This is a genomic window from Halovenus amylolytica (assembly GCA_004015825.1).
Lineage (GTDB): Archaea > Halobacteriota > Halobacteria > Halobacteriales > Haloarculaceae > Halovenus > Halovenus amylolytica.
On record SAYS01000004.1, the window covers coordinates 205,904 to 231,652 of the forward strand.

Consider the following 25,749-nt stretch of genomic DNA (forward strand, 5'->3'; position numbering starts at 1 on the left):
TCAAACTGGTGCCGATTCCCGACGATCCACTGGAGGAACTACGCGCAGCGGCTTCCGATGAGCTTCGCGAGGCGTCGCTCGCTGATCTCGAAGAAGCGGCTCGCGAAGAGGCACGCGAGCAGGCTGGCGAGCATGGGCTGATCTCCACTTCTGGCTGGTGCTACTGAAAGACGACGACTGGCTGGCCGATTGAGCCGAGTCCCTCCTCGACGAACACGAGGATGATCTCGAGGTCTCGCTGGCGACGTTCATCGAGCTGTTCCTCGTCGAAGAGCGGTTCGCCTTCGACCGCGACCGAGCCGTGACGGCGATTCTCGAACTGGCGACGTACGAGGGCGATCCAGATGTTGTGTATAGGCCTCGGAGAACATCGACGAAGGGTTGAACACGTTCGATGCGTTCCACGCGGCGCTGTCCGGTGGTAGCATCATCTCCAGTGACCGGACGTACGACGAACTCACCGGCGTGAATCGCATTCGGCTCGAACCTGACGAGAACAAAGATTCTGCGGCCTGAGTTCGACGGCGTTCAGTTAGTAGGCACAACAGACCCGGAGAAATAGTTGGAAAACGCGTCTGCCCTCCTGCCAGAAGTGAGAAGATTGATTGGTTCTCTCAGGGTCGTTCCAGAGGAATGGGCGACACAGAGACGACGGACATCACAGTACGGGTGCTTGGGCCACCTAAATTCGACCGGCACGGCAATCACGAGGTGCCTGTCAAGGACAGGGACGGGCGGCCCGCCGATCTCCGAGTGTGGAACAAGCACTGGGGGCAGCCCGAGTGGCGAATTGGCTCCACATACGAATTGGAAGGAGTCAAGCAGAATCCGCTCAAGGCGAAGAAAGCACGGTACGAGACCGCGACGAACTCCCGGATTGCGAGGCTGGGCCGGCCCACCGCTCCGGACGTGAGCCTGCTCCACGTGAGTGACACCCACCTCGGTCGCCCCCTGACCGACAAGGAACGCATGGGCGACGGGAACCAGCTGGGACGGTACCTCGACGTGGTCAACCTCGCAGTCACGCACCGCGTGGATGCTGTCCTCCACACCGGCGACATCTTCGACGACAACGTCGACGAAGCGACCGCGGCGACGGTTGAGGAACACGTCAAGCTGTTAGCCGACGCCGGCATCCCGCTCTATTACGTCCGAGGGAATCACGGGTGCGACGCGGGCGACAGGCTCCTGCGGGAGCAAACGAGGGAGGGACAGATGGCGCATCTCTCCAGCGAACCGGAGTTGCTAGGCGGAGGTGCGCTCGCGCTCTACGGACTGGACGCCAGCGCATCGACCGAGGGACTTCCGCAGGCGGCCCCCACTGGCGATGCACCTCGGGACGCGTATCGGTTGGTGGCGTGGCACGAGGCCGTAGAGCCGCTCGCCAGAAATGGAGTTCCAATTCAGCGACTGGTCGACGCGAGCGAGGTCGAATTCGATGGCCTCGCGCTCGGCGACCTGCACAAGGACAAACGGGCCTACATCGACGACGTCCGTAGGGAGTGCGGGCGACGTCTCCGGGTGTTCTACGCTGGCGCGACCACGCAAATCGCGCGGAACGCCGATGGATATGAGCCTGCTGTATGGCTCCTGCAGGTCAGCGACGGCAGGCTCGAACGACGTCGGCTGCCCCTCCGACCCACATCACAGGGGTGATTTCACCGGTCTGCAATCGGGGGCGCACTACAGAGCGGTGCTGTGCTCTGTGTTCGTGTCTGGAGGAATTTGATTTGGGTCTGATACGAGGATGGCCCCGAAGGGACGGCCCCAGATCCAGCTATCGCTCGTTACCGGCGATAAAAAGGTATGCCGCTGAAAGTGGACACGATGGCGGGCTACATCTGGAAATTTGCATGAAAGCTGGCGGCGAGCCGTGCCCGTGGTCTGCTGTGCGTCATGGTAGACTTCCTGTCGATCGAGGTTTCAGATTGCGAGTGAACAACCACCTCGCCAACGTCGACTACGACTCGATCTCGATGGCGGCAATCGGCTCGTTCAATTAGTAGTCACAACAGATCGGGAGGAATAGCAGTAGTTGTCGTCGCGCCGGAGGTGGCACTGAGCGTGACTGCAGGATGGGGACTCGAATGCGCTTGAGCATTATGGCCACCGAGAGCTGTGACGCGTGGAGTGACTGCTACTTGTCGCGGTGAGCGTCGTCGCGCTCCAAGTATTCGCGGCGGATTTCGGCGCGTTGGTCGGCGTCTCCGTCGTCGTAGTGCTTGTCGAGTACCGCCTCTGAGGCATCAACCTCGTGACTCACGACTCTGCGGGGCACATCGTTGTTGCGCATGCGGGTGATGGCCCCCTTTCGGACAGGGTGTGGGGTCGTCGAAGAGGGACACGCGTAGGCCTTGTTCTTCGCCTGCGCCGCCGGACACTTGGTGGGATCCTTGTCGTGCGGACAGCCTGCGCCGTATGCACAGGGCCGCGTCATGGCGTAGGTGAGCTTGCGGAGGTACTCCTTTCCGCGGCGGCCCGTCCCGTCCTCGTCGGGGAGGAGAGGGACGCGTCCTCCCTCGGCGACGGGGTCGTCGGCTCGGTCGGGATTGTCGAGCCAGTCCTCTATGACGTCGAGGACTGTCTGTGGGACGATGACGTTGCGCTCGCCGCCCTCCTTGCCCATACCCGAGCCATTCTTCAGGGTGGTTCCAGTGTCGGGGCGGTGACGGAGCTGGATCTGTCCCTGTTCCCAGCTGACGTCTGATTCGTCGATGCTGTGCGCGCCCTGAAGACGCATTGCGGTCGTCCAGATGAGTTCCCAGAGTACGTGGCGTTCCGAGCCCCATTCGTACTTGCGGAGGTACTCGGTGATTTCGCGGGCGCGGTCGATGTCGATGGCATCGTCGCGACGCTCTTCGTTCTCGCTCAGCGTTGGCGACTCGACGAAGCGATGGAAACCCTGCGGGAGTGCGTCGTAGTCTTCGAGGCTCCTGAAAAAGACTCTGACCGTGTCACACTCGGTTTTCAGAGTGGCTTTGGCGACTTCGGCACCGCGCTCCATCTTCCAGTCTTGGATGATCCTTGGATTCGAGGCGAGTTCGCCGGTGTGGGTGATGTCAGGGCCGGGTTGTGCGGCGTTCTCTTCCTCGGTGCGGAGAGGATTGGGGCAGAACCAGTCGAGGATGCGCGTGAGACGGCGTTCGTGGCTGTCTATGGTTGCCTCCGCGTAGTCGTCTACTTCCATCATGTTGAGATGGATGTCGAGGGCGTCTTTCCCGTCCCCGCGGTCGTGCGGAGTGTCCAGCCGCGAGTCCAAGGGAATGGGCGTGATTTCATGCTGAGGACGGCGCGGTTGGTTCTGGTTAGCGTACGGTGCCTGTCCGTTTTGAGCCGGGTTGTGTTCGCTCATTCTTGGGTGCTCCGCCCCCTCCTACGATTATACGCTTATAAGCGTGGGCGTGGTGGCCGCTCAGGGGCTGGGCGGCCGTTCACGGTAGATAGAGACTTCAACGCCGGCAATCCACTGATACTGTCCGGAAGATTGCGGTTATTCGCATTCGACTCACCCGTTGCAGGACGGAATCCGAAGATGAGCGGACGGGTGTCTTCATCGAGCGGTCGAACGGGACGGACGCGTGCCGATCGATCGGGGGAATGAGCAAGGTTGGATATGTCAGTTTCCCCGAGAGGTATGGGCAAGCTTTTAATACCGATGATGCCGACGAATCACGTGAAAAGATGATGGTCTTGTCGCTCTCCGTGGTGCGGTTTTCTCCACCCGGATAAGGCTGGTTGAGCAGACTTTGTTTTTAACCCGAGACGCGGAGTGCCCCTGCAGCGCCCATCATTCTGCGTGACGGGCAACATTTGGCAGACGGCAGTACGACGTTTATAAAAGGAACCCCTGTTGACCGATTTGATTTCATCACGTTCCGTGATGGGGGTCGCCGGTGTCATGCGATTCGCCAACATTTGATTGACAGTCTGGATACATAATAGTGGGGGTCTCAAAATCCGTCTCTGGTCAGACCCGTGTCTGGAGTCATGCATACCATCAAAATCCATCACGTAATTTGGCTAATTCCGCTAGTAGATGGCTTATTACTGATTTGAGACGTATTTTTGATTTTCCGGAGGTTGCGGTCTTTACGACCCTCTTGTATGAAGCTCCTTCCTGCGACGTTACAGTCCACCGGGCCTAACACATCTAATTCGTCAACAATCCGCATTGCCAGGCGAACAGTCGGGATAGCGAGGTTCTGTTGGTCAGAACGCCGATTACAGATTCATTCTTCAGTCGAATTATCGTTACCACGTACCCATCGAAGAAATCTCGACACCAGCTGAGATCCCTTCCCCGATTTTTGACCCTTTTCGTGAGCCATCTCCCTGGCTTCGGAACTCATACTCGGTGGTAGGATAGCAATCGTAAACAAACCAACGGGAAATAAATGAACCCACAGTATCCAGATCCATCATGAGCGAGAATCAGAAAGACAGCGAGGTGATGATACAACAGACTTGGATCAGATCCCCAGGAGCAGTTCAGAAGATGATTACGAAAACACATCGTAGTTGCTGGCCGAGTCCACACGCTTTTGCTAGCCATCCAAACTCGTCAAGTGACTATTGACAAGTGATCACGGTACAGGACGACCAATAGGCATATCTGTTTAATTAGTGGCCCGTGTCATCCGGTCGATTGAGTCGAGACAGACTGTCCCGGCAAATTGTTCGCGCAGTTTAGCGATCGAGGCTGTGGCCTCAATGGTCACAGTAACTGTCGCCACTGTCGCGGAGAGTCGCGGCTGCATCTCATTGAGTCCGTCGACACTGACCGCACGGACGCCCTCGATGGCCGCAATCCGCTGTTCGGCTTCTGTGGCGATGTCGAACTCAGACCCATTTGGAATTCGAACCGCTAGGAGCGCCGTTACAATTGTCGTTGTCGGTTTGGTTGTTGTTACTGGCATCTATTTCACCTCGTGAGCGCCGCGCGGTCGAACCGCGGCGCACGCTCGGATGCGTGAGGAGTGATTCGAACACTCGTTTCGGCCGTGGCACGGCCGCGTGATCTGCCAGACTACACTACTCGCGGAAAAATTGGACTAGAATGGGTCGAAGCCGTCGATCTCGTCGATGACCTGCCCGGGTTCCTCGGCGTGCTCGATGAACTCCAGGACGTTCTCCGACCAGCCCGAGATATTGTAGACGTCCTCGTAGCCGTCCGGCGTCACGAGGTCGCCGTAGGATGCCAGGTCGATCATATACAGTGACGCCTCCGGCGCAACAGCCTCTCGATACTCGACGAACTCCTCACGGATCGTGTTCGCGTCGTCGCTGAACCGAACCCGTGAATCCCAGATCTGCATGTCGGTGAATACGACGATTCGGTCCACTGCGATTGCTTCCTCTCTGAGGTATCGCAGGACTCTCCAACCGTTCGTCGAGTGTCCAACCTCCTCGTCGATCCCAAGCAGTGCATCCTGTCGCTGGAGCACTGGCGCGTCGACGTGCATCGGAACGGTCTGGAAGTCGTCACCGAGGCCACCGACACGAGCACCTCGCTCGGCCAGAATCGCCCCGAACAGCGACCCGATCTCCTTCCGCGCGAGGGTGCTGTTCTTGGAGAGAGACGAGTCCATCGATCCCGAGAGGTCGACAGCAACGAACGTTTCGCCGAGCCCGTCGGGAATATTCTCCACAGAGACATCGATAGCCTGCTCCAGCCAGCGCTCGGCGGCGGGTGCCTAGATCCCAGCCTGCTGGAGGGCCTTGTACGCCTGGTAGTACCGGAATGGGTACAGCGGTGCGTGCCGGACTGCCTCCAGATCGAGATGATCGACAATTACCTCCTCATCGACACCGGCCTGGAGCATGTTCCGCAGGTTCCGGATCGACGCGAGGATCGGCAGCGTGTACTCGTCGTCTTCGATGAGCGTCTCCCAGGCATCCCGGGTGTTACCCCGCTCGGAGATGACCGTTTCCCAGGTGTTCGGCGACGGAAGTGGCTCCACCTCAGGGTAGTCGTCCAGATCACCCCGCATGAACCGCTCGAACAGTTCCTCCTGTTGTTCATCGACCGGCTCCGGGTGGACCCTGTTGAACACGTCGTATAGTGTTATCTCTCGCCGGGAGAGGGTGTATTTGCCGAGCGTGTACGCGTCGGCCATCTCGACGAGCGCATCCTCAATCCCGCGGCGGAGCGGCCACGGGGCCGTCCCACCGAAGAGGTCATCGTGGACCGCCAGTGCTGTCGCTGTCTCGTCCATCCGCTGGATGATCGCCGGTGTCCACTCGCGGATCAGTGACTCATCCGAGTCGTCTTTGAACCGGTCGTCGTTGGCCGCCAGGACGAGCAGAACCTGTGGGATATCTCGCAGGTAGAGTTCCTGCCGCGCGTACGCGGCGAGTTTGAGGACGAACTCTGGGTCCTCGTTGGCTGCTGCGTCGAACCGCTGGACGACCGCAGCGAGATGCTCTTCGTCGGACTCGTAATACGAGTCTTCAAGCAGCTGGTTGATCGTTCGTTTGTACAGTGCTAGTCGCGGGTCGGCGGGCTCGAAGGCCTCACCACCCTCGTGAGAGGGTACGTCGACTCAGCGGGCCGGTTCGTGCCGTTCAGGTAAAATCTTTCCCCGTATTGCGGTTTGAGCGGTTTGTTCGCTCGTAACAACCGTTGCAAGAAACGCTAGACATATAAAAACCCGGATCATTGCCCCCTGAGCAATCGAAGCTCAGCGGAATCACGACATGCGATAGTACCCTCGAACAATTTCGCCATCGTTAGGCTGCCCTCAGGCAGCAGTTGACGAAACACACGTACCGCACTAGATTTATTCATGTGTAGATCTTACACATCAAATACAATGTCGAAGGAGAAAACCCGCGTCGATTTTAATGCGCCTACATCCCTCGTTGAACGGGCAGATACTATTGCGAGTCTCCTCGACATCTCCCGGACACAGCTTCTGATCGATGCGTTAGAGGACGAAATTGACGAACTCACGGGCGATGAAAGCTTCCAGCAGCGACTTCGGGAAGCATACTACACTGATTCCATCGAGTTCGAAGTGGTCGAGTCGATTCTCGGGACCGAAGAAGCGATGCGGATGAAACTCCTCCGATCGTCACTGGACCGCGATCCACCAGAACCCGAATTAGACGGAACGCTCCCGACAGATGCGGAGTTCTACGATGGCGAGAAACCAGTGTGGGAACCAGCTGATGAGCAAGATGAGGCAGGGATCGAGCAGACCGATGGGTGACGAACCGGTCATCGTCGTGGACACGAATGTCCTACTGAACCTTGCGACTCCGGTTGTCGACAGCCGGGCAGGCGCGCCAACTGGAGAAGACCCGCTCAAAACAGTACTCTCTGTCTACGATGTCCACATTCCATCGACCGTGCTTGGTGAAGTAAGCGAGGCAGCCCGAGATGACGATTTACTCGGCACAGCTGCCGATCTGGTACTCATGGCTGCGCAGTCCCTCACGACACATGACGTGGATGCCAAAATAGACGACGCATTGGCTTATGGACTCGACCGTGGCGAGTCACACGCAATCTGGCTGGCAAACGAGCTTGCTGCAGAGATGTTCGTCACTGACGAATTCAACACCACGAATTATCTTATCGTATCTATCGCCCTCGACGATCGGAATACACTGTTCACCACACCGCATCTCCTCTGCGTCCTTGCACAGCAAGAAATCCTCTCCAGCCAGTATGTCGACGCTGCGTTGACATACTACGTTGAAATAAAAGACTGGGACGATCAGTATATTGACCGACTACGAGCTGAATATCTCAGTGTATGAGATCCGATATCTATCTGTGAGCTGTTCAGCTGGGTTTTCAAGTCTTTATGAGCACTAATCCCGTCTTCGAACTCCCGTCTCCGAGCATCTCGAAGGCGTCTCGTGCACGTTCGAGTGCTTCAAGCACAGATTCCGGGTCTGAACTGTCACTCATTGTCGACACCTTCCTCTAGGAGGAGGTTTTCGACGGTTTCGAAGTCACCTGTCTTGTAGACCGGAATTCCCGAAACGACGATTTCCCGAATGTCCTCTGTGTATGTCGGAATCGCCTGGACGACCTCGACATCAATATCATACGCGTACCGATCACCATCGAATTTACTCTCTTCGAGATCGCGTGCGACGGCGTTCGCTTCTCGTTGGCTTTCGGCTCGCCCGGAGCGAGTCAGTACCCAGAGATCGATATCGCTTCGTCGGTCAGCATCTCCCCGAGCAACACTTCCGTACAGAACGATGCCGACGACGTCATTAATATTCTCACGAAGCTTCGTGACTGCAGTTTGGATGGGCTGGTGATACTCCGATTGAGGAATCCGGAGGATCGGATCATCTGAGATAGACAGGCGCTGTCTGTTGATCTGGACGAGTCGCTGGTTACTTTCGGGGGAGTCAATGACCAAGTCATTTGCACTGAGAACGTTCACTGCCCGTCGGACGGACTGGTGGGAATGGCCAATCTGCGTTGCAAGTCCTCGCAGTGAGAAGTCACTGAATCTATGGTTGGTTAAAAAGAGCAGGACATCGCTCGTTGCTTTATGTTTGAATAAATTCGGATCCGAAGGAGGTATAGATAGCGAAATAGATGCTCCTGACGAATCCGAACGTTCCGCCTCACGAGACATATATCGTCTTACGGACCACTAGTATAAAACCTTCATATACTAATAGGTATCTATTTAAAAATTATTTTGGAATCAACGTCAGTCCATGATAGAAAAGTGTACTATGCAGGCATCGGGAGATTGGTGAGGGCGTTCGCTGCTGCGAGTGGCGAACAGCGCTGGCGCTACCAGACCCCAACCAATGTGACCGACTGATCTTCGGTAAGAGCTCCGTTTCAAAATCCAGCTTTTTCGAGTTCGTCGAGAAACGCTGGTCGGTTCGAGTGTTTCTCTTTCAGGAAGTCGACAAACTCTTCGAACCGCTCACGGGGCACCAGTTCCTGCATTTCATCCAAGTGGCTGGCAATCTCTCGGTAATGACGGCGGCCCGTCTCACCGGCAGCAAACGGCACAAGTTGGTCGCGGTAGCACTCGAAATATTCCACCGGATCGACACGGACGACGGGATCACGGTATCGCTTGAGTAACGACAGGCTTTCGCTGTCTTTCAGCTCGGCAAACGCTTTTTCGAGATTCCCGTCGTGGACGTACAGCTTGATGAGTTGCTGTCGGTCCTCCGAAAGACTATTTTCGAACTCCTGATACATCGACTGCCACTGCTGGTCGTCACAGGCCTCTTTCAGGTCATCGTAGGCCTCCCACTCCCTGTGATCGAGAAACAACTGTTTCAGAATATCACGATACTTGTCCGGATTCCGATCGCGATAGCAGTCAGCAGCGAGCCATTCGAGGCCAGTTGTGGACCGGAACGTCTTGATCCCGTCTTCGAGGACATCGATTGCACGGTCTTCGTTGCCTTCCTCGCGCAGACGCTCGGCGTACTGTTTGCAAAAGCGGCTACTTTCGAGATAGATCTCTTCGTATAGCATCGAAAGCACCGCTTCGTTATCGACTTGTTCAAGCAGGTAAATGAACGTCGAGAGGATATTCCGTGTACGCAGTGAGGATGATTTCTCGTCAGAACTCAATGAGTCGATATCGACGGTATGTGCCTCAACAGTCGTCGGGTCGTCAACGCGCAGTTCCTCGAAAGCGTCACCGACGAACGATTCCAGTTGCAGCGGTCCGACCGCCAGGTGTTCGATATCCAGCGCCCCACCGGTGAAATCATCGGTGGTAAGCGGCCCATCAGTAAAATCCGAAGCATAGAGGATATCTTCCGTTCGCTCGCGGGTCTGGTCCGAGACACTGTCTGTCGTTTGCTCGCTGTCAGATTGCCCGGCAGTCAGTGAGTCGAGCGAGACACCAGAAATCCGCGTCTCTAGCAGTTCCAGCCAGTATTCGTGGTCTGTCTGCGTTGTACAGAGCGTTCGCAGTGCGTCGTTGTAGTAATCACTGGAAAAACTGTAGTCGGCGTCGACGAACTCCCCGCAGAGATACTCGATGTGCGGTTGCTTTTCGTCGTGGTCGAGATCCTGTTCTGCGACAGTCTCTGCATACGACTGGATGGCGTTCTCTACCTCACGGCCGTAATGGCCACCGCTATCGTCGATCCGGTCCAGGTTCTCGCGGATCGCCTCACCAACTGCCCGGTAGATGTCTGTCGCTGTGTCGACGTGACCCTGATCACGGTGTGTCTCTGCGAGGTCGTAATACTGTGAGACATCGATGTACGTGTCGTGTTCGACCATCCCCCGACGGCTGACTGCGTTATCGAATAGTCGGTCGATCTCTTGTTTGTAGTCGTAGACGCTCTTACCTGTGTCCGCGCCGGTAAAGGCAACGAGGCGGTCGCGAACGTCACGGTCGTCCTCGATCACCTCCCGCAGAAACGTACGGAGATCCGCTGCGTCCATCTGTTCGATCAGTGAATCGATGTCGACCGTCTCCGAAACCGATCCATCTGTCCCGGCTGTCGCTCCATCGGGCTCTCGATTCTCGACAGCAAGGAGGACCGAGACGATATGCTTGCAGTCGCCTGCGTAGTCGTACGGGCAACTGCAGCGAGTGCGGATCGGATCAGTTCCGACATCGATGGTCACATCATAGTACCGCGAGCCACGAACGGTTGCGCTGATCTCCTCGCCATCGATATCTAACTCCTGAATACGATCCTGATGGTAGTAGTTGCGGCCACGCTCGAAGGATTGTTCCGTGCAGAGTGACCGTATCTCTTCTTCGGACGGATACGCCATCTATCCTCTCTCACTACGATGGCCGTGGTCGAAAAACTGTTGGAGTACAGTGATTATCGGTGTTACAGAATGATATCAGTAAACTCCCAGTCATCAGGCAACTGTTGGGCGAGTCCACAGTCGACAACGACAGCGCGAAGTCGGTCCCGGACGCCAGGGTTCCAGTCGAAGCCGTCTGCGTGGAACTCGGGATACAGTGTCTCCCAGTCCCAGTGGTCGCTCGAATCGGGGTAGTAACCGCGATCGATTTTGCCGACGCAGTGGAGCAGTTGTGCAGGGTCCGAGACGAGATCTGCAGCGAACAACTCTTCGAGGATTCTCGTCGCGGCGTGTTGGTCTGCGTGCATGGCGTGTTCGATGGCTGTCCCGGCCCAGATATCGTACTCGCCATCCACGACCGTCTCGATAGTATCCTCGAACGAGTGGTCTGGATGACCGATCCCCCAGCCGTAACTCATCGAGTCGATCCAGGGCTGTGTGTCCCCGGGATGGCGATGGAACAACAGCAGATAGTCGAGCGCCTCGGCCGGGACCGCCGCGACACCGTCGGCACGGCGGGTCCGAACCAGTTGCTTCCCAGTCACGGCCGCGAGTACGTGGCTGACATGCGGGTACTCCTCGAAATCCCCTCGTTCTGCCTGGCCAAACGATTCGTGTTCGGAGTAGGTGTCGAAGTCGTACGTGACCGCTGGCCAGTACGCGTCGAGGATATCGAGCAGGAACGACCACCCCTCGCGCTGGACAATCAGTTCGACACCCTCGACTGCCGGCCGGAAGAAGACGCGATGGAAGCCCCAGTAGTCTCCGTCCTCTGCCTTCCCCCACTCCTCAGAGAGATGGCGTTCGTACTGTGCGAGTGTCTGATAGACGCCCATCTCCTCCCCCTGCCGTGCTTTCTCGATCCCGTCTGTCAGGTCGTCGCTGGCTGCTCGTTTCACTCTCCGCTCTGCCTCGCGCTCTCGTTTCTCGATTTCTGCTCTCCTATCTTCGAATGCATCTTCGTGGGCAGTGGATTCCTCTGCCGGACAGTCGTGCAGGCGAAGCCGCGTTAGCGTCTCGAATTCTTCACTGCAGTCATCGCAGGTATGAGGCATAGCTGTCTTTTGTTATGGAGCAGCCTTCAAATTCTCTTTCGTAAATACTATTTGACATTATTGTTCATACCGCTCTTCGAGGTCATCGAGCGCCCGCCAGAACTGCTCGTTGTTGATCGGTGGTTCCGTCGATGCCCGCACTTCCAGTACGCCGGCATACGTATCGAACTCACGGGGAGTTGGATCCGTCGCAAGGACGCAGTCGGCGTAGCCATCGATTGCCCGCTGTATGGTCTGTGCGTAGTGGTCGTAGGCACCTTCGATCCAGTTCGATTTCTCGTCGACCTCTTCGAACACTGCTCGATAGACGGTCGCAGCGGCTAGATACCGGTCGCGGTCACGGTACTGGTCTGCAATCTCGAAAAACCGGGAGAAATCGATTGCAGTCATGACACCGTAGTCCTGAGTCTGTTCTTCGAACAACTCTGCAATCTCCTTGCGGTACGCATCGACTGATTTGCAATCCTCACCAAAGCGTGCGAGAAACTGCTCGCGCAACTCCGCGTGTTCCGCGAGAGCATCACGGACGAATCCACGCAGGTTGTCGGCAGATACCTCATCAAGCACAGTTTCGATACGCTCGCTCTCGTCATCCGGCGGATCAGCAGCGATATCGAGCAACACTGCAACGACGTGCTTGCAGTCACCGCTCCCGTCGTACGGACAGGTACACCGTGTATCTATGCCCCGTCCACCAAATTCAACCGTCACATCGTACAGATTCGACCCGCGAACAGTTGCGGTGACGAGATCGGCGAACCGGTCGAAACGCTGAATCCGCCCCTCGTCGCGGTAGTTTTGCCCCCGCTCGAACACTGCATCGGTGCTCCGGGACCGAATTGTGTCTTTGTCTACGTCCATGTGCTGTTTGTGAGACGTACCTCAAACCTAATTACGATTTGGCAGTATTGGGCCGCCCCTCCGGATCCGCCAAAGCCATCAACAGCGTCAGTGCTAGCCGTTTGTCCAGTGGCTCGTTCGCTCGGCCACAGTACGGCGACTGGATGCACGCTGGACAGCCCTCGGCACAGCCACAGTCGGCGAGTAACTCCCAGGTGTGGCGGAGAACTGTCTCGATCTGGTCGTACCCACTTTTTGCCAGTCCGACACCACCCCGGTAGTCGTCGTAGATGAAAAGCGCACTCGTCGCTGCCTGTGGATGGTCAGTCGTCGAGACGCTCCCGATGTCACGTCGGTCACACAGAATACACAGTGGGAAGGTTGCGACCAGGGCGTGTTGGGCAGCGTGTAGCCCACCGTCGATCGATCCGGACATCGTCTCCATGAGCTGTTCGAGCCCAGGCGGGAGTGTCAAGTACAGCGCTCGGGTCGAGAGAGTCGTCTCCGGCAGGTCCAGGGACTGCTCGCTCAGTATCTCCCCTGTCCTGTGGTCGCGTCGCTGGAACCCCGTCACCTGCTTTCGTCGGGTCACGTCCGCGAAATGGACGGTCACATCCTCGCGGGTCGCCAACTGCTTTGTAGTGATGTCTTCTTCGATGGTGATCGACTCGTCAAACGTGACACGGGTCTGGTGGTCGCTGTCTGTCGGCGTGAGCCAGGCCGCGTCACGGTCGAGATCCAGTGACTGCACTTCGTAACGCGCCCCCTGGTGGTGGTAGATCGCTCCCGGATGCACGTCCCTGAGGGCAGCGTCGAGTGGTAGCTCTCCGAGTGTGTCCCGGCTCCCGCCGCGAACGCGCAGTGAGACTGTTCGATCCGCGACAGTCCGGAGCCCGCTTTCGTACGGATTGACGGTCCGTCCGCTCGCCGATAGTCGCCATTCGAGTCCATCTGCGGTCTGCTGCCGGCTCAGTTCGCCGTCGTCTGTGAGCGTGCTGACGACCGCTGGAAACGTCGAGCCGAAATACTGCTCGTCGCTTGGTCGAAGCGGCTGTTCGGCGGCTGCGGCGTATGTGTGCAATCGGAGGAGATGAGGATTCGATGGATCGGCGACGGCGTGTTCGGGTGTGCCATCGAACAGTTCTTGCGGGTTGTTGATGACGTACTGATCGAGTTGATCCTCGCTGGCGATGAGGGCAACGAGACTCGGCGCAGTGCCGCGCCCCGCACGACCGGCGCGCTGAAAAGTTGCCATCTGGGTCCCTGGATAGCCATCGAGTAAGACGGCGTCGAGACTCCCGATATCGACACCGAGCTCCAGTGCACTCGTACTCCAGACGCCTGCACACTCACCAGCGTGGAGCGCCTGTTCGATACTCCCCCGGCGGTCGTCGCGCAGTCCGGCGTGGTACGCCGTCACGTTCGATGCGAGATCGTCTTTACCCCGTTCTGCGAGCGTATCGCTACTGATTGTGGCGTATCGTTCCGCAGTCTGTCTGGCTCGGGTAAAAGCGACGGTCTGGTACCCTCGCTGGACGAGATCGACGAACAGCCGCATCGTTTCGCCATGGTGAGAGCGGCGCTGTCCCGCCCCGGCAGGTGCGTCTCCCTCCTCGTATTTCGGTGGTTGCCAGAACAGCCAGTGTGTCGGGCCAGTCTCACTGGTATCCTCGTCGACAAGCGCGAACGAATCGGCAGGCTGTCCGGTGATGGTCGCCGCGTGCTCTCGGGGATTGCCGATCGTCGCGGAACAGCAGACGAACTGCGGGTCAGTTCCAAACTGGTCACAGAGACGCGCGAGTCGCCGGAACACGAGTCCGACATGGCTCCCGAAAACACCACGATACTCGTGTACCTCGTCGACAACGATCAGATCGAGCGACTCGAAAAACGCTCGCCAGAGATCACTCGCGTGGGTGAGTAATCCACAGTGGAGCATATCCGGCGTCGTCAGCACGATCGACGGGTCGGCGTCACGGGCGTTTTGACGCTCGGTCTGCGAGAGCGCACCAGTGTATTGGGTGACAGCAATCTCTTCGAACGGTGCGGAAAAATTCGATAGCGTAGCCTCCTGATCGTTGATCAACGCGACTTGCGGACCAATATACAGCGTCCGCCCGTCCCGTTCGCGTGCACGTTCGAGTGCTGGAACCGTGTACGTGAGGCTCTTCCCGCTTGCCGTTGGCGTTGCAAGGACGAAGTTGTCGCCGCGATCGAGTGCGTCGAGGGCCTCGACTTGGTGTGCGTAGAGTTCGTCGATCCCCTGGTCGGCGAGTCGTGCCGCAATCGCGGCGTTCAGTTCATATGGCCTCGTCTCGGCGCGGCGAGCGGAAACCTCCTGTCGAAAGCGTATCTGGCCCTCGTAGTAGTCGCGGTTCCGGATCCACTCGATGAACTCGTCCACTACTGACTACTACTCACGCACTAATATATAGGGATCGTGACCTGAACGTTTTACACGAAGGGGTCGTACTCACTCTCATGCCCTTTAGCGTCAGTTGGCATACGCTGCTTGACGAACTCGGCGAACTCGCCGACGGTGCCGAACTCATCACGCCACTTTCTCACAATCGATTTCGGATTACCGATGTCCAGGAACACCGCATCGTCATCGCGCGCGACGAATCGGGCGACCGACGCCCACTCCAGCGTGACCAGTTCGAAACGCTCTATCAGCGGATTCAGGATTCGACCGGTGGCTTCGACCTCGACCGGCTTCCACCGGATGCTGACCCGTATCCAGCAGTACTGAGTCTCCACCCTCGCTTCGAGATCGACGAAGACCGGAGTGTCATCGTCGAACAGGAGACGGCCACGGATACGCAGTTGGTGAGCGACGACTCTGGCGACGACACCGACCGTGTCGAACCGGAGAGTCTAGAGGTGTATTCAGACGCACTGCTCCTCGTCGACGCCCTCGAACGCCACGATGTCTCGGAGCTCTCCGAGTTGGAAACAGACGAACTGGTAAATCTCTACACGCTCTGTTCTGACGTGCAGCGGAACGCGAACGAATTCCGTACAGATGTCGCCGACGTATTACTTGACCGCCTTCACCATGACCAGCCGGTTCACGGCCAGTACGGTTCGGTCCAGCGAACATCGCGTCGCAACCGCTCGCTCAGAGACGAACAGACGGTTCTCGAACAGTTAGAAGCGGCTGGTATCGACAGAGAGCGTGTCACGACTGTAGATTCAAGCAAGGTAGACGAGGCACTCGACGTGACAGAACTATCCGAGTCAGCTGTCTACGAGATCGACGAAAGCGAATACGTCCGGAAAGCCGGGGTCGACGAATCAGTCAAGGAATCACGCCTCCAGGGACTGAAAGACCGCCTGGCAGCCAGTGAGGAGGAGGAAACCGACGACCTTCGACGGGAAATCGAAGCGTTAGAAGACCGAATCGACGACCTGACGAGTTTCAGTACAGGTACGCAACTGCAAAATTAAGACTTAGTTTTATCCGCATCGACCGGGGATCGCCGACTACTACGTGGCATCCGACGTTAGTTGGTCGATGGCGTTGATACAAACTGTCTCGGCAAGCCGCTCGCGGAGTTCATCGACAGTTACTATCGCCTCGATGGTCACAGCAACCGTCGTGACGGTCGCGGACAGTCCGGGTTGAATCTCGCGGAGTCCGTCAATATTGACCGCACGAACGCCCTCGATAGCCGCCAGCCGCTGTTCGGCCTCAGTCATGAGATCGAAGCCAGCGCCATCTGGAATACGAACAGCGACAACCGCTGTGACAGTCGAAACTGTCGGGTCTGTCTGAGTAATTGCCATTAATATCACCTCATGAGCGCCGCGCGGTCAGCCCGCGACACACGCTCGGATGCGCGAGGAGTGATTCGAACACTCGTTTCGGCCATGGCGAGGCCGTGTGATCGGCCAGACTACACTACTCGCGCAAAAATGAACCGTAGCTCTGCAGGTTCAATATCATCCGCTCCATGCCTTCTTGGTAGAAAGGTTAACTACGTTCCAGATGCAACTTCACGTATGCCGACTGCAGTAAAGATGGACGAAGACACGAAGTCGAAGCTTGAAGAGCTACAGGCCGAAATCAAGTTGAAAACCGGGAAGAAGGTCACTCAACAGGAAGTACTGTCTCGTCTCGTCGAATCCGCTGTTGAATCACGGTCAGAGTTTATCGATTCGTTCAGGGACACCGCAGTAAGTCTTTCTGACAACGAACTCGCGCAGTTCAACGAGGGAATGATCGCTTCAGGCGTCGAGACGGATGAGGAGGACATTGACGACATCCTGTACGGATGAGTGTGTTCGTGGATACAGGGGTTTTCTATGCCCATCACGATACTGATGCCAGCCGTCACGAGACAGCCGTCGGTGCCCTCAATCGTGTCCTCCAGGCAGCGGAATACGGTCGAGTGATAACAAGCGACTACGTGTATGATGAAGTAGTTACGCTCACGCAGCGACGAACTGGATCTGTTGCTGACGGTATTGAGGTCGGAAAGCGAATCCGCGGAGAGGGATATCCCGACGCAATCGACATGGTGTACGCGTCGCCCGCGCTTTTTGACACCGCTGTCGAGACGTACGAGACGTACGCGGATCAGGATCTCAGCTTCACCGACGCAATGACCGTCGTCATGATCGAACATCACGATATCGATGCCGTGCTGAGTTTTGACGATGACTTCGATGGGGTAATCGATCGACTTGCTCCCGAATCTGTTACTGATCAAACCTAACGCGCTCTCAGAGTAGTGGATCTCCGAGTTATGCCGATGCGTGAGGAGTGATTCGAACACTCGTTTCGGCCCTGGCACGGCCGTGTGATCGGCCGGACTACACTACTCGTGCAAAAAATTGGTCTAGAATGGGTCGAACGAATCGATCTCGTCGATGACCTGCCCTGGCTCTTCGGCGTGCTCGATGAACTCCAACACGTTCTCCGACCAGCCCGAGATGTTGTAGACATCTTCGTAGCCCTCGGGGGTAACGAGGTCGCCGTAGGATGCCAGGTCGATCATGTACAGTGACGCCTCCGGCGCGACAGCCGCTCGATAGTTGTCGAACTTCTCACGGATCGTGTTCGCGTCGTCGCTGAACCGAATCCGTGAATCCCAGATCTGCATGTCGGTGAAGACAACGATTCGGTCCACTGCGATTGCTTCCTCTCGGAGATGTCGCAGGGCTTTCCAGCCGTTGGTCGAGTGTCCAACCTGCTCGTCGATCCCGAGCAGTGCGTCCTGTCGCTGGAGCACTGGGGCGTCGACGTGCATCGGAACGGTCTGGAAGTCGTCACCGAAGCCGCCGACACGAGCACCTCGCTCTGCCAGGATCGCCCCGAACAGCGACCCGATCTCCTTTCGCGTGAGGGTGCTGTTGTCGGAGAGATGGCTGTCCATCGATCCTGAAAGGTCGACAGCGACGAACGTTTCACCCAGACCGTTGGGCACGTGCTCCACGGAGACATCGATTGCCTGCTCCAGCCAGCTCTCGACGGCGGGGGCCTGGATACCAGCCTGCTGGAGGGTCTTGTACGCCTGGTAGTACCGGAACGGGTACAACGGCGCGTGTCGGACCGCTTCCAGGTCCAGGTGGTCGACAATCACCTCCTCGTCGACGCCAGCCTGAAGCATGTTCCGCAGATTCCGGATTGACGCGAAGATTGGCAGCGTGTACTCGTCGTTTTCGATGAGCGTTTCCCAGGCGTCCTGGGTGTTGCCCCAATCCGAGATGACTGTCTCCCAAGTGTTCGGCGACGGAAGTGGATCTACGTTGGGGTAGTCGTCCAGATCACCCCGCATGAACCGCTCGAACAGTTCCTCCTGTTGTTCATCGACCGGCTCCGGGTGGACCCTGTTGAACACGTCGTACAGCGTCACCTCTCGCCGTGAGAGGGTGTACTTCCCGAGTGTGTATGCATCAGCCATCTCGACAAGCGCATCCTCAATCCCGCGGCGGAGCGGCCACGGGGCCGTCCCACCGAAGAGGTCGTCGTGCACTGCCAGTGCCGTCGCCGTCTCGTCCATCCGCTGGATGATCGCTGGTGCCCACTCCCGGATCAGCGACTCGTCTAAGTCGTCTTTGAACCGGTCGTCGTTGGCCGCCAGAACGAGCAGGACCTGCGGGATATCTCGAAGGTAGAGTTCCTGCCGCGCGTACGCGGCGAGCTTGAGGACGAACTCGGGATCTTCATCTGCCGCGGCGTCGAATCGCTGGACGACCGCAGCGAGATGCTCCTCATCCGACTCGTAGTACGAGTCTTCGAGCAATTGGTTGATCGTTCGCTTGTACAGTGCGAGTCGCGGGTCAGCGGGCTCGAACGCCTCGCCACCCTCGTGATTGGTCGTTCGCGTTGCGTCTGCGAGTGTCTGTTTGGTCTCGTTGAATTCCATGGTATCACCGGAACCGAAACAGGCGGTTCCAATCGGGTGCTGTCCACGGTGTCGGTGGACAGCGGCCAGCCTCATTCGGTCAGCCGGATGCCCTCGGCACGATTCGAACGTGCGACTCCCGGCTTCGAAGGCCGGTGTCCTCGTGAGGCCAGCGGCCGAACGAGGGCTCGTCAGAGCTCGTCTCTGACGGTGCTCTAAATCCTGACTGAGCTACGAGGGCACGATGGCCGGAAAACTGCTGGAGCCAGAACAGCGTGCTACCAGGTTACACTACGGTGGATCAATACATTCCACCGCCGGGATTCGAACCCAGACCTCCGGCTCCTGAGGCGAAGGAAGGCTCCAGCTCGACGGCCATCTGATGAGTGCGGTGACCGAAAAACTATCAAGGCGGGAGCCGGTGTCGAGAGGAACATATCCTCTCTTTGTCCAGGGTGTTCTCGATGGAAGCGCCACCGACAGGATTTGAACCTGCGAGTTCCTGGCGAAGTAACACCTCGATTCGCCGGTCACCGAATGAGTCGTGGCGACCGAAAAACTGCCAGAGCGGGCCCAGTCTCGGGGTGCCCCAAGACTCGACATCATGACAGGCCCCGTGGCCTGCCACTGGGATTTGAACCCAGAGTACCATTCGAAGGAACGCTCTGACTGAGCGGTCGCCACGATAACTGCGTGGCCGGGAAACAGACAGAGCGATCTGTGGGATTTGAACCCACCTAATGCCGGTGAAGGAACACTCTGTCTCGCCGGCCACAGTGATGGAATCGACGCCGGAAAACTGGTGCCGAGTGCTGCTTGCTGTGGAGTTGAAGTATCTCGGCTCCTCGACGGCATCGATTCCGGAGTGCTCCCGAGGGGAATCGAACCCCCTGTCAACTCAATCTTAATCGGAAGCAATCTCCAGATCTCCCACCTCCACTTTTCGATGACATCTCCGACAAAGACAGATCACGTTGTCCAGCCTGTGTGCTCGCTCGGGGTCGTCATACTTTCTAACAGGAACGATGTGGTGGACATCCGGTTCTTGTCCGATTTCGGGGCGAGTTGTACCACAAGACTGGCACGTATGATTGTCACGTTCGAGGGCTCGCCGTCTTACTTTGGCCCAAGAGCCAGTGTACTCAACTTCGACTCCACCACTCCACATGGGGTTCCCATCGTTTCGCGTCCTCTCCGACCACCATATCTTGAAGCAATCCCGGGAACAGAACCGGTTATCACGATACGTTCGATACGTCTCGCCGCAATAATCGCACGATTTCTTGGGTTTCCCGCCTTTCCAGTTCGGATTGTCTTTTCCGGATGGTGTTGTCGGCGGATCACACTCTTTGCAGTACGTTTGCTTCGAATCTTCGTCGTAGAACTGTATGCCACATGACTGGCAGGTGCGGTTAGGGAGCTGTTCATCGTGAGCACCGTAGTGATGAATTCGCATCCCGTGTTTAGTATCGAACTCGTCTTCACACGTTGGACATTCTGCCGTCATTAATCCTCTTAGTGAGGTTTGATTCCCGATTCCCGAATAAACTTTCGTGCTGACCCTTCCTCTGTTCCGAGAGTGCTGTAAGGAACAATTCAAGCACCCAATTACGCTGGACACGCATAGGTCAACGCAGCCGTTCGAAGCCCTTGATCTGCCCGTGTGTGAACATCACATGGTGGGGCCTCGAAAGAGTGTTTGAGTCCGAAACCGGTTGGTAGTCATCACGTTCAATCTTGCCGTCGTGGATTCGGTTCCGACAGCCGGCCACTTAGAGGAGATATTCTCGTTGACGTCATTAAGACTCGTTTATGATTGGTCTCCGGCAGGACCACTTCGGTGACCCACTCCTCTTTGAGAGGCCGACCGTCAGCCGTAATCCGAAATGTTGTCATGCTTGATCAATCAATACCTTTCGTCTACCAGTCTACATCCTCTGCTAGAACCACTGCATCGGGATACTCCAGGAGCAAGCCAGTATATGCCGGGACCAAAGGGTCCCGAGGCCGGCCTCATCTCGGTCGGCCGGACGCCTGGAGAAGGAGTCGAACCTCCCACGATCACGGTAACAGCGCGACTCCCCCACCACGGGGGACTTCCAGGCAAAGGAGGGCCGACGGGAGTTAGCAAACACTCTGTTGTTGCTATCTACATCAGGGGACGGATCGCGTAGCGATCCAAAGGGCCCGACGGGATTCGAACCCGCTATCCTTGGATTAAAAGTCCAGTGCCTGTCCTCATAGGCTCCGGGCCCGCATGCGCCGACCCAGATTCGAACTGGGGCTTCTGGCTTGGAAGGCCAGCGTCCTGACCAGACTGGACTACCGGCGCTATTACGAAGAGTGGACGCTGGAAAACTAGCGATGAGAGGCAGTCGTACTGCAAGTGCAGTCGAAGTATCTCATCACTTGGACGGCGTCATCGAGATTGCGGGCGATTTCGGCGCCATACCAGATTGAAATCTGATGACACCTTGGCTATACCCGCAGGCCAGCAGGGCGATTCGAACGCCCACTACCGCCTTACAAGAGCGGCGCTCTACCAGTTGAGCTATGCCGGCGAGGGCCGGGTCCGAGTCTCGAACTCGGAGCTCGTCCGTCACAGGGCCGAAGGTTGCCAGTTACCCCAACCCGGCCACAGCTGATTCGTCTATTCGAGTAATCAGAGAAACCATCTCACTCGACACCACAGAAGCCGCGGGTCGGATTCGAACCCCGCCCAGACATGCTCACTTCGTTGCGCGTGTCTGGTCTGCTCTGGAAATCGCGGATTTCCAGACCGACGCGATCCTGCTCTGCAGGCAGGTGCGTTCGACCACTCTGCCACCGCGGCCAATGGACACCCCCGGGAATCACGCGAGCACAGCGAGCGTGATATCGTCGGACCGAGTCCGACGGAAGTCGAACCCGGAGCCTCCCGCTTGCAAAGCGAGCGCTCTGCCAGTTGAGCTAGGGGCCCACAGTCGGGGCTCTGCCAGATGGACACACGAGGATTCGAACCTCGATTGCCGCCATGTAAGGGCGGTGTCGTGCCATTGGACCATGCGTCCATGATGGGCACGGGAGGACTCGAACCAGAGCCAGACGTGCTCGCTTCGCTGTGCACGTCTGGCAGGACTCGGAAATCGTTAAGCGATTTCCGAACCACCGAACTGCCCCGTTATCAGCGGGGCCCTCTGCCGTCTGAGGTACGCGCCCGTGATTGGCAGGGAAGGATTCGAACCTCCGATCTCGCCGATGTCAGCAGCGCGTCCACTCCACTGGACTGCCCGCCATACTCCCGCAGGGATTCGAACCCTGGACCAGTCGGTTAGAAGCCGACTGCTCTGTCCCCTGAGCTACCTGTGTCAGCGAGAGAGTCCCGCCCTTCCCGTGAGGAACGAGCGTTCCGACACGCTGTCGGAACTGAATAGCGAACAGGGCGGGCGTGAATCGTGTACGGTCCGGTGAGATACCGCCGCGTTACTGCCTGTCTTGCGTCTCAACCAGCCAGCGTCAGTTCCACTTTCACTGTGGGTGGCTACCTTTCAATATGTCCCTGTTCGAACACCTACTCAGGCGATGAAGCGAACCAACACGTTCACCGTGCGACCGCTCTCCGATGACGGGGAGCAACTGCTACGGGACCTGTTGGACGCTTCTGCCGCTCTCTGGAACGAAGTCAACTATCAGCGCCTCATGCGGTACAACGACGAGGACGAGGACGTTTGGGACGCCGATACAGGCCAACTGGAAGGCCGATACAAAGGCGCTCTCGGTGCGTCCACCGCCCAACAGGTCATATGGACAAACACCGAAGCCTGGCGCGGGTTCTTCCAGAACAAACAAAAGTACCACGACGAGTCGAACACGTCGGTAACGGACCACCCAGAGCCACCGGGCTTCCGTGGCAACGAGGACAAGGGACGCCAACTCAAGACAGTCATTCGAAACACATCGTACACCGTCGAATGGGGCGAGCGGTCCCGGCTTGAGATACTCGTCGGGAGCGAGTTGAAGGACCGATACAACCACACCGGGCGGCTCCGGTTGGAAATCGCTGGCGACCCAAATTGGCCCGACTACGAGAAACAGGGCCGCCTTGATCTGTGGTACGACGAGACAGACAGCACCTTCCGAGCTTCGCAGCCTGTGACTGTTTCTGACGATGCACAGGCAACTCCATTGGCCGACGAGACGGCCGCTCTGGACATTGGTGCAAACAATCTTGTCGCTTGTACCACGACGACCGACGAGCAATACCTGTACGAAGGCCGCGAGTTGTTCCAGCGATTCCGTGACAAGACGCGAGAAATCGCCCGGTTACAGTCGAAACTCGAAGAAGGCTGCTACAGTAGTAAGCGCATCCGGCGACTGTACCGCAAGCGAACCCGTCGCCGGGACCACGCGCAAGAGGCACTGTGTCGTGACTTGCTGGAGCGACTGTACACCGAGGGCGTGGACACGGTGTATATCGGCGGGTTGACCGACGTACTAGATACACACTGGTCGATCGAAGCAAACGCGAAGACGCACAACTTCTGGGCGTTCAAGCAGTTCACTGAACGACTCGCCTGTACCGCCGAGGAGTACGGGATTTCCGTCGAAGTGCGGTCGGAAGCGTGGACCAGTCAAGAGTGTCCCCAGTGTGGTTCGACAGACCGAACGACACGGCAGCAGGACACGCTCACCTGTCCGTGTGGCTTCGAGGGGCACGCTGACCTTACAGCGTCAGAAACGTTCCTGAGACGGCACACCGAGAAGGCAGTCAGGCCGATGGCACGGCCCGTGCGGTTCGAGTGGGACGACCACGACTGGTCGGGGATCTCACACCCTCACGAACGTCCCAAAGAACAGCGCACAGATCTGAGTACCGTCCACCGTGACGGGAATGTTGCCTCCGGGGAGTCGTCGACCGGCTGAGATTCCCACGGAGGAAACCGCGCCGTGAACGGTGCGGAGGATGTCATGGGAGTATGCTCCAGCCCATATTTGAACCACAGCCAGACGGTCGCTCACATTCGTTCGCGCTGCGAATGGCAGGGCTCGAAAACCGCTGGTTTTCGAACCAGGTGCTCGGCCTCGAGAGGGCCGTGAGTTTGGCCACTACTCCACTGGAGCTGAACCATGGCAGGTGACGCACTCGCGTGCGTCGAGTCTCCCCGGCACGATTCGAACGTGCGTCTCCTCCTCTACAGGGAGGTGTCGTAGCCGCTGGACCACGGGGAGTCAGGCTGCAGCACTCGGGATACCGGGGAAAACTGTGGAAGAACTGGTCACGGCCGGAGTCTCCGACCGTTGACGCCGAGGTTTTCCATCCCTGGCGGCGGCCCAGCACCCGTCGTCCCGTCCGCGTGGTGGAACGAAGTATTTCTTCCACTCGACCCGGTTTCAGCGCCACAGAGAGTGCAGCAGTGAGAGCGCCGACCGCTACCATCGTTTTGACAGCAGCAACAGTGGCGACTGTGAGAACAGTCCACCGGTCGGCGCGAGTGGACCCGGCGAGACTCGAACTCGCAGCTTCCGTCTTGCGAGGACGGCGCTCTGCCGAATTGAGCTACGGCCCCAGACGCGATGGGTACAGGTCTTATCTGATCGCGGGACCAGGATTTGAACCTGGATCTGCTGGTCATGAGCCAGCCGGGATCGGCCAAGCTACCCAATCCCGCGTCGATGTCGCCGCGAGGATTCGAACCTCGGCAGGACCTACGCCGGTGGTCCTGAGCCACGCCCCTTTGGCCGCTTGGGTACGGCGACACGCAAAAGCGAAGACAGGGAATCGATTGCCAGCACAGTGGCTGGCATGCCGCCACGAGGATTCGAACCTCGGTAGGACCTGTGCCAACGGCCCTCAACCGTCTCCCTTTGGCCACTTGGGTATGGCGGCACAGTACCGCGGGCAGGATTCGAACCTGCGAAAACCTACGTAGCGGGTCTTAAGCCCACCGACGGACCAGTCCGTCGAGCCCTGCCTCGCTCCACTCGGCAGGACGCAGCCTTTGACCACTTGGCTACCGCGGTAATGAGTACGGACCGAATTGAACAGCCATCTCCTGCTTTGGAGGCAGGTGTCTTGCCGTTGGACCACGCACCCATGCGGCGGGAGAGTGATTCGAACACTCGTGTCCGTCGTGGACACCGCGGTTCCAGTGCGGTCCCTTGGCCAGACTAGGGGAATCCCGCCGACGGTGAGACGGAGAGTCGAACTCCGAAACCTCGCGGCTCTCGATTTCAAATCGAGCGCGGTCACCTGTCCGCATGTCTCACCAGTCTGTTCTGTAGATTTCTCGCACCTGCCGAAGGCAGGACGCCGTGTCTCGGAGTCGAACCGAGAACCCGTCACCGGGGCTGACGTAGCAGGTCAGTGAGGTCACCGATCCTCAGACACGGCAAGTGGGCCGATGAGGATTCGAACCAGAACCAGACGGTCTCTCACTACGTTCGCGCTGCGTCTGGTAGAGCCCAGATTCGCTTGCGAATCTGGACCTCAGTCTCGTGCACCCAAGGCACGGATCGTGCCACTGGACCATCGGCCCGCAAGGGCTGCCGTCGCTCGGCAGCTAGTTGTCGATCTATGCGTCTGCGTGTGCAATGGGAATCATGCGCCCATCGCACACAGGAAGGCGTACTTCGGATGTCCCGGGAATACCACATCGGACCATGTCGGTTGTAGACCCTGCCGGGCCCAGCAGTCAGTCGATGGCGGACATCGACCGGCTGCTGCCGACCTCGATGGGTATCC

General features: G+C 57.9%; 22 protein-coding genes and 21 tRNA genes. 10 read left to right on the forward strand and 33 right to left on the reverse strand.

Features of this window, described 5'->3' with window-relative positions:
- Positions 1-8: 8 nt before the first annotated feature.
- The 3 genes from EOW68_RS04580 (at position 9) to EOW68_RS04590 (ending at position 1,656) form a co-directional block, all read left to right on the forward strand.
- Positions 9-167 carry a hypothetical protein gene (locus EOW68_RS04580; RefSeq protein ID WP_431358742.1) on the forward strand — a complete coding sequence of 53 codons (159 nt, stop codon included), beginning with the start codon at positions 9-11 and terminating at the stop codon, positions 165-167.
- 214 nt (positions 168-381) lie between these two features.
- Positions 382-516, forward strand: a complete 135-nt coding sequence (locus EOW68_RS18475) for a hypothetical protein (RefSeq protein WP_431358743.1) — start codon at positions 382-384, stop codon at positions 514-516.
- Between the two features lie 117 nt (positions 517-633).
- The gene (locus EOW68_RS04590) at positions 634-1,656 is read left to right on the forward strand and encodes a metallophosphoesterase family protein (RefSeq protein WP_128224005.1); all 1,023 of its coding nucleotides are present in this window, start codon (positions 634-636) and stop codon (positions 1,654-1,656) included.
- 481 nt (positions 1,657-2,137) lie between these two features.
- On the opposite strand, the gene EOW68_RS04595 is transcribed toward EOW68_RS04590, so the two are convergent.
- From EOW68_RS04595 to EOW68_RS18485, 5 genes are all read right to left on the reverse strand, one after another.
- Positions 2,138-3,352 carry a tyrosine-type recombinase/integrase gene (locus EOW68_RS04595; RefSeq protein ID WP_128224006.1) on the reverse strand — a complete coding sequence of 405 codons (1,215 nt, stop codon included), beginning with the start codon at positions 3,350-3,352 and terminating at the stop codon, positions 2,138-2,140.
- 1,264 nt (positions 3,353-4,616) lie between these two features.
- Positions 4,617-4,916 (reverse strand): hypothetical protein, encoded by a 300-nt coding sequence (locus EOW68_RS04600; protein ID WP_128224007.1) that lies wholly within the window; start codon positions 4,914-4,916, stop codon positions 4,617-4,619.
- A gap of 50 nt (positions 4,917-4,966) precedes the next feature.
- A tRNA-Gly gene (locus tag EOW68_RS04605) sits at positions 4,967-5,039 on the reverse strand.
- 12 nt (positions 5,040-5,051) lie between these two features.
- The gene (locus EOW68_RS18480; protein ID WP_431358744.1) at positions 5,052-5,648 is read right to left on the reverse strand and encodes a hypothetical protein; all 597 of its coding nucleotides are present in this window, start codon (positions 5,646-5,648) and stop codon (positions 5,052-5,054) included.
- Positions 5,649-5,693: 45 nt separating this feature from the next.
- Complete coding sequence (locus tag EOW68_RS18485) at positions 5,694-6,215, reverse strand: TROVE domain-containing protein (RefSeq protein ID WP_431358745.1); 522 nt, start codon at positions 6,213-6,215, stop codon at positions 5,694-5,696.
- Between the two features lie 597 nt (positions 6,216-6,812).
- Between EOW68_RS18485 and EOW68_RS04615 the strand changes: the two genes are divergently transcribed.
- Positions 6,813-7,211: a hypothetical protein gene (locus EOW68_RS04615; protein ID WP_128224008.1), complete on the forward strand. Its 399-nt coding sequence runs from the start codon at positions 6,813-6,815 to the stop codon at positions 7,209-7,211.
- Positions 7,204-7,764, forward strand: coding sequence for a hypothetical protein (locus EOW68_RS04620; RefSeq protein ID WP_128224034.1), 561 nt, complete (start codon positions 7,204-7,206; stop codon positions 7,762-7,764). The genes EOW68_RS04615 and EOW68_RS04620 overlap by 8 nt, the downstream gene beginning before the upstream one ends.
- A 146-nt stretch (positions 7,765-7,910) precedes the next feature.
- Here the strand turns inward: EOW68_RS04620 and EOW68_RS04625 are convergent, their stop codons facing one another.
- The 5 genes from EOW68_RS04625 to EOW68_RS04645 form a co-directional block, all read right to left on the reverse strand.
- Positions 7,911-8,408, reverse strand: a complete 498-nt coding sequence (locus EOW68_RS04625; RefSeq protein WP_128224009.1) for a nucleotidyltransferase domain-containing protein — start codon at positions 8,406-8,408, stop codon at positions 7,911-7,913.
- A gap of 413 nt (positions 8,409-8,821) precedes the next feature.
- The gene (locus EOW68_RS04630) at positions 8,822-10,741 is read right to left on the reverse strand and encodes an SWIM zinc finger family protein (protein WP_128224010.1); all 1,920 of its coding nucleotides are present in this window, start codon (positions 10,739-10,741) and stop codon (positions 8,822-8,824) included.
- 62 nt (positions 10,742-10,803) lie between these two features.
- Positions 10,804-11,835: a DUF8137 family protein gene (locus EOW68_RS04635; protein ID WP_128224011.1), complete on the reverse strand. Its 1,032-nt coding sequence runs from the start codon at positions 11,833-11,835 to the stop codon at positions 10,804-10,806.
- Between the two features lie 57 nt (positions 11,836-11,892).
- Positions 11,893-12,696 (reverse strand): SWIM zinc finger family protein, encoded by an 804-nt coding sequence (locus tag EOW68_RS04640; protein ID WP_128224012.1) that lies wholly within the window; start codon positions 12,694-12,696, stop codon positions 11,893-11,895.
- Positions 12,697-12,727: 31 nt separating this feature from the next.
- Entirely contained in the window at positions 12,728-15,079 is a 2,352-nt protein-coding gene (locus EOW68_RS04645; RefSeq protein WP_128224013.1) for a DEAD/DEAH box helicase, read from the reverse strand.
- 77 nt (positions 15,080-15,156) lie between these two features.
- Here EOW68_RS04645 and EOW68_RS04650 point away from each other — a divergent pair, with 77 nt between their 5' ends.
- The gene (locus EOW68_RS04650) at positions 15,157-16,125 is read left to right on the forward strand and encodes a DUF7983 family protein (protein WP_128224014.1); all 969 of its coding nucleotides are present in this window, start codon (positions 15,157-15,159) and stop codon (positions 16,123-16,125) included.
- A gap of 39 nt (positions 16,126-16,164) precedes the next feature.
- On the opposite strand, the gene EOW68_RS04655 is transcribed toward EOW68_RS04650, so the two are convergent.
- On the reverse strand, positions 16,165-16,464 hold the full coding sequence (locus EOW68_RS04655) for a hypothetical protein (RefSeq protein ID WP_128224015.1): 300 nt from the start codon (positions 16,462-16,464) through the stop codon (positions 16,165-16,167).
- A 50-nt stretch (positions 16,465-16,514) separates the two neighbouring features.
- Positions 16,515-16,589 (reverse strand) — tRNA-Gly (locus EOW68_RS04660).
- Between the two features lie 91 nt (positions 16,590-16,680).
- Here EOW68_RS04660 and EOW68_RS04665 point away from each other — a divergent pair.
- Together EOW68_RS04665 and EOW68_RS04670 are read left to right on the forward strand one after the other, a co-directional pair.
- A complete protein-coding gene (locus EOW68_RS04665; protein ID WP_431358746.1) occupies positions 16,681-16,956 on the forward strand; it encodes a hypothetical protein in 276 nt (91 codons plus the stop codon).
- Positions 16,953-17,396: a type II toxin-antitoxin system VapC family toxin gene (locus tag EOW68_RS04670; protein ID WP_128224016.1), complete on the forward strand. Its 444-nt coding sequence runs from the start codon at positions 16,953-16,955 to the stop codon at positions 17,394-17,396. The genes EOW68_RS04665 and EOW68_RS04670 overlap by 4 nt, the downstream gene beginning before the upstream one ends.
- Before the next feature lie 123 nt (positions 17,397-17,519).
- Here EOW68_RS04670 and EOW68_RS04680 read toward each other — a convergent pair whose 3' ends face one another.
- The 3 genes from EOW68_RS04680 to EOW68_RS04690 all read right to left on the reverse strand — a co-directional run bounded on the left by EOW68_RS04680 (position 17,520) and on the right by EOW68_RS04690 (position 20,535).
- On the reverse strand, positions 17,520-19,049 hold the full coding sequence (locus EOW68_RS04680; RefSeq protein WP_128224017.1) for a TROVE domain-containing protein: 1,530 nt from the start codon (positions 19,047-19,049) through the stop codon (positions 17,520-17,522).
- Between the two features lie 88 nt (positions 19,050-19,137).
- Positions 19,138-19,269, reverse strand: a tRNA-Arg gene (locus tag EOW68_RS18300).
- Between the two features lie 663 nt (positions 19,270-19,932).
- Positions 19,933-20,535, reverse strand: a complete 603-nt coding sequence (locus EOW68_RS04690) for an HNH endonuclease (RefSeq protein WP_128224018.1) — start codon at positions 20,533-20,535, stop codon at positions 19,933-19,935.
- A gap of 475 nt (positions 20,536-21,010) precedes the next feature.
- On the opposite strand from EOW68_RS04690, the gene EOW68_RS04695 reads away from it, so the two are divergent.
- The gene (locus EOW68_RS04695; RefSeq protein ID WP_128224019.1) at positions 21,011-21,202 is read left to right on the forward strand and encodes a hypothetical protein; all 192 of its coding nucleotides are present in this window, start codon (positions 21,011-21,013) and stop codon (positions 21,200-21,202) included.
- A gap of 8 nt (positions 21,203-21,210) precedes the next feature.
- Here EOW68_RS04695 and EOW68_RS04700 read toward each other — a convergent pair.
- From EOW68_RS04700 to EOW68_RS04735, 8 genes are all read right to left on the reverse strand, one after another.
- Positions 21,211-21,283 (reverse strand) — tRNA-Lys (locus tag EOW68_RS04700).
- A 3-nt stretch (positions 21,284-21,286) separates the two neighbouring features.
- Positions 21,287-21,360: transfer RNA gene (locus EOW68_RS04705), tRNA-Gly, on the reverse strand.
- Positions 21,361-21,517: 157 nt separating this feature from the next.
- Positions 21,518-21,589 (reverse strand) — tRNA-Thr (locus tag EOW68_RS04710).
- 132 nt (positions 21,590-21,721) lie between these two features.
- A tRNA-Cys gene (locus EOW68_RS18305) sits at positions 21,722-21,861 on the reverse strand.
- A 146-nt stretch (positions 21,862-22,007) separates the two neighbouring features.
- Positions 22,008-22,078 (reverse strand) — tRNA-Val (locus EOW68_RS04720).
- A gap of 4 nt (positions 22,079-22,082) precedes the next feature.
- A tRNA-Ile gene (locus EOW68_RS18310) sits at positions 22,083-22,226 on the reverse strand.
- A 4-nt stretch (positions 22,227-22,230) separates the two neighbouring features.
- Positions 22,231-22,303, reverse strand: a tRNA-Val gene (locus tag EOW68_RS04730).
- A tRNA-Arg gene (locus EOW68_RS04735) sits at positions 22,304-22,372 on the reverse strand.
- 217 nt (positions 22,373-22,589) lie between these two features.
- Between EOW68_RS04735 and EOW68_RS04740 the strand changes: the two genes are divergently transcribed.
- Entirely contained in the window at positions 22,590-23,930 is a 1,341-nt protein-coding gene (locus tag EOW68_RS04740; protein ID WP_128224020.1) for an RNA-guided endonuclease InsQ/TnpB family protein, read from the forward strand.
- A gap of 54 nt (positions 23,931-23,984) precedes the next feature.
- Here the strand turns inward: EOW68_RS04740 and EOW68_RS18315 are convergent.
- The 10 genes from EOW68_RS18315 to EOW68_RS18325 form a co-directional block, all read right to left on the reverse strand.
- Positions 23,985-24,128, reverse strand: a tRNA-Glu gene (locus tag EOW68_RS18315).
- A 36-nt stretch (positions 24,129-24,164) separates the two neighbouring features.
- Positions 24,165-24,236, reverse strand: a tRNA-Tyr gene (locus EOW68_RS04745).
- Positions 24,237-24,500: 264 nt separating this feature from the next.
- A tRNA-Ala gene (locus EOW68_RS04750) sits at positions 24,501-24,573 on the reverse strand.
- A gap of 29 nt (positions 24,574-24,602) precedes the next feature.
- A tRNA-Met gene (locus EOW68_RS04755) sits at positions 24,603-24,677 on the reverse strand.
- Positions 24,678-24,681: 4 nt separating this feature from the next.
- Positions 24,682-24,764, reverse strand: a tRNA-Leu gene (locus EOW68_RS04760).
- Between the two features lie 47 nt (positions 24,765-24,811).
- Positions 24,812-24,894 (reverse strand) — tRNA-Leu (locus tag EOW68_RS04765).
- A gap of 4 nt (positions 24,895-24,898) precedes the next feature.
- Positions 24,899-25,028, reverse strand: a tRNA-Leu gene (locus EOW68_RS18320).
- 2 nt (positions 25,029-25,030) lie between these two features.
- Positions 25,031-25,101: transfer RNA gene (locus tag EOW68_RS04775), tRNA-Trp, on the reverse strand.
- Between the two features lie 3 nt (positions 25,102-25,104).
- A tRNA-Ser gene (locus tag EOW68_RS04780) sits at positions 25,105-25,191 on the reverse strand.
- A gap of 210 nt (positions 25,192-25,401) precedes the next feature.
- Positions 25,402-25,543 (reverse strand) — tRNA-Pro (locus tag EOW68_RS18325).
- Positions 25,544-25,749 lie beyond the last annotated feature (206 nt).